Below are 6,416 nucleotides of genomic sequence, written 5' to 3' on the forward strand. Positions count from 1 at the left end.
TGTCATGAAAGCTGATGGACCGGCCGGGGACTGGATCCTGAATGTGGGTGAGAATTGCGTGCATCTGATCCTGTCAGAGGCCGAGATCGCGGCGGCGGACATGATTGTTGGCGATGTGGCGGGGTTTTCGGTGGCGCTGACGATGCTTTCGACCGGAACGCCGGTGCCCACGCAACTGTTGGCCAAGGCGAAGGCCGCCGTGGTGGAGGTGGAGCCGGGGCTTGAGACCTCGATGAAGCGGCTGGCGACGTTGCGGGCGGACTATCCCGACTTGCCGTTGATCGCCGCGATACGCGATGCGGAAATTCCGCTGGTCCGTGCGCTGTTGCGCAGCGGGATCGACGATGTCATCGCTTTGCCGCTGGTGGCGGACGACCTGACGGCGGTGCTGACCGAAACGAAGGAAAACATTGCCCAGGCCGCCGAATTGCAGGTGAAGTCGGGCAAGCTGGTTTCCGTCATCAAGAGCGTCGGCGGTGTTGGCGCAACGACACTGGCAACGCAGGTGGCGAGCATGGAGGCGCGGCTGGGGCGGGAAAGCGGCGAGCAGGTGTGCCTGTTCGATATGGACCTGCAATTTGGCAATGCGACGACGTTCCTTGGCATGGCATCGCCCTTGTCGCTTTCCGACCTGCTGGAAGCGGGAAACCGAGTGGATGCCGAACTGTTGCGGTCGGTCACGATGGTAACGCCCAGCGGCCTGCACCTGGTAGCCGCTCCGGACGAGATTTTTCCGATCGAGGCCGTCAATTCCGAACAAATCTATCGGATTATCGATCTGGCCACGCGGGAATTCGATACGGTTTGGCTGGACTTGCCGGGCAACTGGACCAACTGGTCGCTGTCGCTGGTCGCGCGGTCGCAGGTCGTATTGCTGGTGGTCGAAATGACCATCCCCAGCCTGCGTCAGGCCCGGCGGCAACTTGCGCTGTTGAGCAGTCAGGGCATTGCCGGCAGCCATATCCAGATCGTTGCCAACCGCGTGGAAAAGAAGCTGTTCCGTTCTATCGGGCTGGATGAGGCGCAGGAAGCGATTGGCCATCCCATCGCCTTTACCATCGCCAACGATTTCCCGCTGGTCAACGCGGCGCTCGATCAGGGCGTGCTGATCGACGATCTGAAACACAAGAGCAAGGTTTCGAAGGATTTTGGCGTCATCGTCGATGGCTGCAAGGCATTATTGAAGGGCGGAGACTGATCCATGTGGCAGATCAACAAAAGCGGCCCGTTAAGAAAATTCGCATCGGATGCCGATCGCGTCAGCACGCTCGACGGCAGGGCGGCCAACGGCATCGATGAGGCAGCCGAGGAACGCAACACCAATTTGAAGGTCGAACTGCACAAACGATTGCTGGACCTTATCAACCTGTCCGCGCTTGACACCATGTCGCGTCCGCAGGTCGAAACCGAGGTGGGCGAGATCGTCCATGAGCAGCTTGCGCTGCAAAAACATGCGCTCAACCATGAGGAGCGCAAGCGGCTGGTGTCCGATGTGCTGGATGAGCTGTTGGGTCTTGGTCCGCTCGAACCCTTGCTGAAAGATCACAGCATCACCGATATTCTGGTGAACACGCATGATCAGGTCTTTGTCGAACGCGGCGGCCGGTTGGTGGAAACCCCGACGCGGTTCAAGGATGAACGGCATTTGCTGCGCATCATTCAAAAGATCGTAGGGGCGGTGGGACGTCGCATCGATGAATCCTCGCCCTATGTCGACGCGCGCCTCGCCGACGGGTCGCGCATCAACGCGATCATTCCGCCGCTGGCCGTCGATGGCGCACTGCTGTCCATCCGCAAATTCGCCAAGGTGCCGATCAGCATGGCGCGCCTGACCGAATTGCACAGCGTGCCCGCGCAAATGGCGCAAGTGCTGGAAGCCGTGGTTGCGGCGCGGCGCAACATCCTGATTTCCGGCGGTACGGGTTCAGGCAAGACGACGCTGCTCAATGCCATGTCGGCCTATGTCGACGATGGCGAGCGCATCGTGACCATCGAGGATTCGGCAGAACTGCAATTACAGCAGCGCCACGTTGCCCGTCTTGAAACCCGCCCGGCCAATATCGAGGGCAAGGGCGAAGTGACGCAGCGCGATCTGGTGAAGAACGCATTGCGTATGCGCCCCGATCGCATCATCGTCGGCGAAGTGCGCGCCGGTGAAGCGTTCGACATGTTGCAGGCGATGAACACCGGCCATGACGGATCGATGACGACGGTACACGCCAATACGCCACGCGATGCTCTGTCGCGCATCGAACAGATGATCGGCATGAGCGGCATCGAAATCTCTCCTCGTTCAGCCCGCGGCCAGATCGCTTCGGCGCTCAATGTCGTGGTGCAGGTGGGGCGGCTGGCCGATGGCCGCCGCAAATTGCTGAGCCTGTCGGAAATCACCGGCATGGAAGGTGAGGTCATCACCATGCAGGAAATATTCCGCTTCCGCATGACGGGCAGATCAGAGGACGGAATGGTGCTCGGCCATTTCGAAGCGACGGGCATCAGGCCCAAATTCATGAGCGAACTGGCGGATCGGGGTATTTCCCTGCCTGTTGAACTGTTCCGGCCCGACGCAAGGATCGAATGATGAACCCGGATTATATCCGTTTCCTGCTGCTCGTTCTGGTTTTTGCCGCCACCATGTTGGCGGTCGAAGGGCTGGTGAGCTGGATCGGCAACAGGCAGGGCGTAGGCCGTGCAATCAACAAGCGGTTGCAGATGATCGCCAGCGGCTACGAACGGGGGGCCATATTATCCAGGCTCCGCCGGGACACGGGCGATGATCTGTTCCTTTCGATGGGCGTTATTGGACAGTTCGGTATAAAGATCGAGCGCATGTTGCACGCCACGGGTATCGGCATTCCGGCGCGTGTGGTGTTGATCGGCATGATTGCGGGGACGTTGTTCGTTTTCTTTCTGACGATCCTGCTGGCGGCGCTTTCGGGTTACAGTGTCAATCTGGGTCTGATCCTGATGGTCGGCGCCTTTGCTTTCAGCATCGGCATTGCCTTGCCGATGATGATATTGGCGCGGCTGGGTCAGCGTCGGCGCAAGAAAATTCAGGAGCAGTTCCCGGTGGCGCTGGACGTTTTTGTGCGCGGCCTGCGCGCGGGGCACCCGATCGCCGCCGCGCTGGACCTGTTGACTGTCGAAATGCAGGACCCGATCGGCACGGAATTCGGCATTGTCGTGGATGAAGTCACCTATGGTGCGGAATTGCGCGATGCATTGCAGCGCATGGCCGACCGCTGGGGACTGGAAGACATGCACATGTTCGTCGTCTGCCTGTCGGTGCAAAGCGAAACGGGAGGCAATCTGGCGGAAATCCTGGAAAATCTTTCCGGTGTGATCCGTGAACGGGCCAGTCTGTTCATGAAGGTGCGCGCCTTGAGTTCCGAGGGCCGGATGACCGCCGTGATCCTGACCGCGCTACCCGTACTGGCGTTTACCGGCTTGTTCCTTTTGAACCCGAAATTCTATCTGGACGTCGCGGCCGATCCCGTTTTCATCATCGGGTTTACCGGTTTGGTGGGGCTCTATGTGATTGGTTTCATCACCATTCGCCGCATGATAGATTTGAAGGTGTAGGCCATGTTCGATATTCCACTGACAGGCATACCCCGTCTGGCCTTCCTCATCATCGTCTTCCTGGTGGTGGTGATGGCTGTGGTTGTGATCAACGGTTTGGTCGCCAATCGCGTCGCTGTTCGCCGTCGGCTGGACACGATCGCTCATGCAGGCGAGCCGGCGCTGCTTCAGGGCGGATCGTTGCGGACGCAGAAAAGCAACAGTGCCTGGGTAAAGCTGATCGACCAGATCGAAAAGCGCGGCATATCGCTGGTCGATACCAATCAGGAAAGCCTGCGCGTCAAAATGCTCGCGGCGGGCTATACTTCGAAAGAGGCTCCGCGCTTTTTCACATTGATCCGGCTGGTCATGACATTGCTTTTGCCAGGCATATTTCTGACCTTCAGCATGCTCAGCTCTGAACCGCCCAGCGTGATGAAGCTTTATATCTTCGGCGCAGCGCTTGCCTGCTTTGGCCTTTACGCACCCAATCTGTTCATTTCGGCGAAAACGGCGCGGCGGCAGGAAGAAGTCGTCAACGGTTTTCCCGATGCGCTGGACCTGATGCTGGTTTGCGTCGAAGCGGGTCTAGGCCTGGAGGCCGCATTCGACCGGGTGGGGCGGGAAATGTCGTTGTCGCACCCGTTGGTGGCCGACATGCTTGGCACGGTCGTGCTTGAACTGCGCGCGGGGCGTTCGCGGGAGGAGGCCCTGCGCCGTATGGCGGACCGTATTCAGGTCGATGAGATCCGGGCCTTTGCGACCCTGCTGATCCAGTCGGAAAAACTGGGATCGAGCGTGGGCCAGACGTTGCGCGTCTATGCCGCTGAAATGCGGGAAAAGCGTCGTTTGCGTGCGGAGGAAAAGGCGCACCGCCTGCCGGTGCTGCTCTCCATTCCGCTTGTGACGTGCATGTTGCCGGTGATGATCGGGGTGTTGATGCTGCCTGCGGTGATCCGCGTCATCCGTGTCTTGTTGCCGGCCATGGCGAATTAGAAGAAACGAGGGGGGAATGAGCATGAAAGCTGGACTGATGGGAGCGTCCCTGATGGTGGCGCTGGTCGGCTGTTCCTCGCAACATGCCGAATTGCAGATCAAGCCGATTGGCAAAGAGCAGGCAATGTCGGGGAATGAAGCGCTGGCGAAAGCCGAATTGCTGCTTTCGCGCGGGGAATATGCCCTTGCCATCGATGCCTATCGCAAAGCCGTCCGATATGATCCGGCCAACGCAGCAGCGTATAATGGGCTGGCGGTCAGTTATGATCAGTTGGGCCGCCATGACCTGAGCCGTCGTTACTATGAACTGGCGTTGGCGCGGGCGCCAAGGGAAGGCAAATATTACCGCAATCTTGCACGCTCGCTGGAGAGCCAAGGGCGGCGGGATGAAGCGAAAATGGTGCTGGCGCAGATGACGGCAGCCGAAAAGGGGCTGGCACTCGCAACGCCTGCCCCATCGGCCCGACCTTTGCATGCGTTGGCCGATCTTGCCAAGGGCGGGATTGCCACCGTCACCGACGCGGCGGCGGACATGATCGGGCCGCGCCTGGAACGATTGTCGATGGGCGAAATGTTGCTGTCCACCGAAAAGGATGGTGCTGCGCGTCATGAAAAGCCCCGGATGGCGGGCCATTCGATCACGGTTCCGATTCCCGCGGTTCCGGCGCGTCCGGCCGTGGTGGAATTGGCAAGCAGCAGCCCGATTGGACATTCGATAACTGTCGAGATTCCTCCTGCGGAGCCAATTTCGGCACCCGAAGAAGCCGGAGTGCGGCATGCTGAGGCAGCCGTTGATGTGCCGCTTGCCACGTTGGATTCCGTTCAGCCTGTTCGACCGGAAGGCGGCATTATGCTTGCGGCGGCGGCAATGGACCCGGAGGCGCTTCTTGCCATGGCTGTGCAGCCTGTGCCTCAGGCCGCGCAAGATCCGGCCACCGAGAAAACGACAGAGTTTGCCTCTGCATGTGATGTGTCCATTCACGCGGGGTTGATGACGGAATATGATACTGCCCCGTCGGGAGATGCGACCCTGTTGGTTTTCACGGGCGATTTCGCGCCCATGCGCCTGGGGAGCAGTGGCTTGGCTATCGATTTGCCGTTGCTGTATCCGGCGTCATCCAATTTGCCCCGCCAGCGCAATGTGGTTTTCGCCAGTGCGGCGGGAACAGGATGCAACGTTCAGATGGCCGATGCTCCGCCATCCTTTGATCCATCGTTCAGCAGCCTGTGGCGTGATTGGCGCGATGAGGGCGGAACCGCATGATGCGATGGCGGACGTGCGCCGCCGCGCTGGTCATTGCGTTGGCATATCCGGCGATGGCCCAGGATAAGGCGCCGGTCGCCGATTATGCCTTGATCGATCAGGCTATCGACGGCGGAAGGCTGGTTCAGGCCCGCGCCATGCTTGCCAATCAGCGGCTGTCTGAAGGCAATCAACCCTCTACGGAGTTCGAGATCTTGAGCGCGCAACTGGCGCTCGCGGAGCGGCGCGATGCGCAGGCGCTGGTAGCCTTTGGCGATCTGAAAACACGCGGTGTTGCCGACTGCCGCGTCGATGCAGGACTGGGCGCTGCGCTTGTGAAGCATCAGCGCGCGCGCGAGGCCGTGGCGTTTCTTGATAGCGCAACACAGACGTGCCCCGACCGCTGGGATGCCTGGAATGCCCTGGGCGTGGCGCGCGACCTGACGGGAGACTGGAAGGAAAGCGAGAGCGCTTATGAAAGGGCGTTCAGCCTATCCGACAACAAGGCGGGCATCATGAACAATTATGGTTTCTCGTTGCTTATAAACGGCGGAGTAAAAATGTACCACTGACGGGTCTTTTGGGGTCCGTTCATTTCGGAGTAAAAGTGTACCGG

General features: G+C 59.8%; 6 protein-coding genes. All 6 read left to right on the forward strand.

Annotation, left to right across the window (positions count from 1 at the left end):
* Positions 1-4: 4 nt before the first annotated feature.
* The 6 genes from L3X40_RS16165 to L3X40_RS16190 are packed head-to-tail and all read left to right on the forward strand — an operon-like array spanning position 5 to position 6,372.
* The gene (locus L3X40_RS16165) at positions 5-1,198 is read left to right on the forward strand and encodes an AAA family ATPase (protein WP_237366509.1); all 1,194 of its coding nucleotides are present in this window, start codon (positions 5-7) and stop codon (positions 1,196-1,198) included.
* Positions 1,199-1,201: 3 nt separating this feature from the next.
* Positions 1,202-2,581 (forward strand): CpaF family protein, encoded by a 1,380-nt coding sequence (locus L3X40_RS16170; RefSeq protein ID WP_237366510.1) that lies wholly within the window; start codon positions 1,202-1,204, stop codon positions 2,579-2,581.
* Complete coding sequence (locus L3X40_RS16175; RefSeq protein ID WP_237366511.1) at positions 2,578-3,582, forward strand: type II secretion system F family protein; 1,005 nt, start codon at positions 2,578-2,580, stop codon at positions 3,580-3,582. The genes L3X40_RS16170 and L3X40_RS16175 overlap by 4 nt, the downstream gene beginning before the upstream one ends.
* Before the next feature lie 3 nt (positions 3,583-3,585).
* On the forward strand, positions 3,586-4,557 hold the full coding sequence (locus L3X40_RS16180; RefSeq protein WP_237366512.1) for a type II secretion system F family protein: 972 nt from the start codon (positions 3,586-3,588) through the stop codon (positions 4,555-4,557).
* A 16-nt stretch (positions 4,558-4,573) separates the two neighbouring features.
* Positions 4,574-5,821, forward strand: coding sequence for a tetratricopeptide repeat protein (locus tag L3X40_RS16185; RefSeq protein WP_237366513.1), 1,248 nt, complete (start codon positions 4,574-4,576; stop codon positions 5,819-5,821).
* Positions 5,818-6,372 carry a hypothetical protein gene (locus L3X40_RS16190; protein ID WP_237366514.1) on the forward strand — a complete coding sequence of 185 codons (555 nt, stop codon included), beginning with the start codon at positions 5,818-5,820 and terminating at the stop codon, positions 6,370-6,372. Before L3X40_RS16185 ends, L3X40_RS16190 begins: the two co-directional genes overlap by 4 nt.
* Positions 6,373-6,416: the final 44 nt, after the last annotated feature.

The sequence above is a fragment of the Rhizorhapis sp. SPR117 genome (assembly GCF_021742065.1).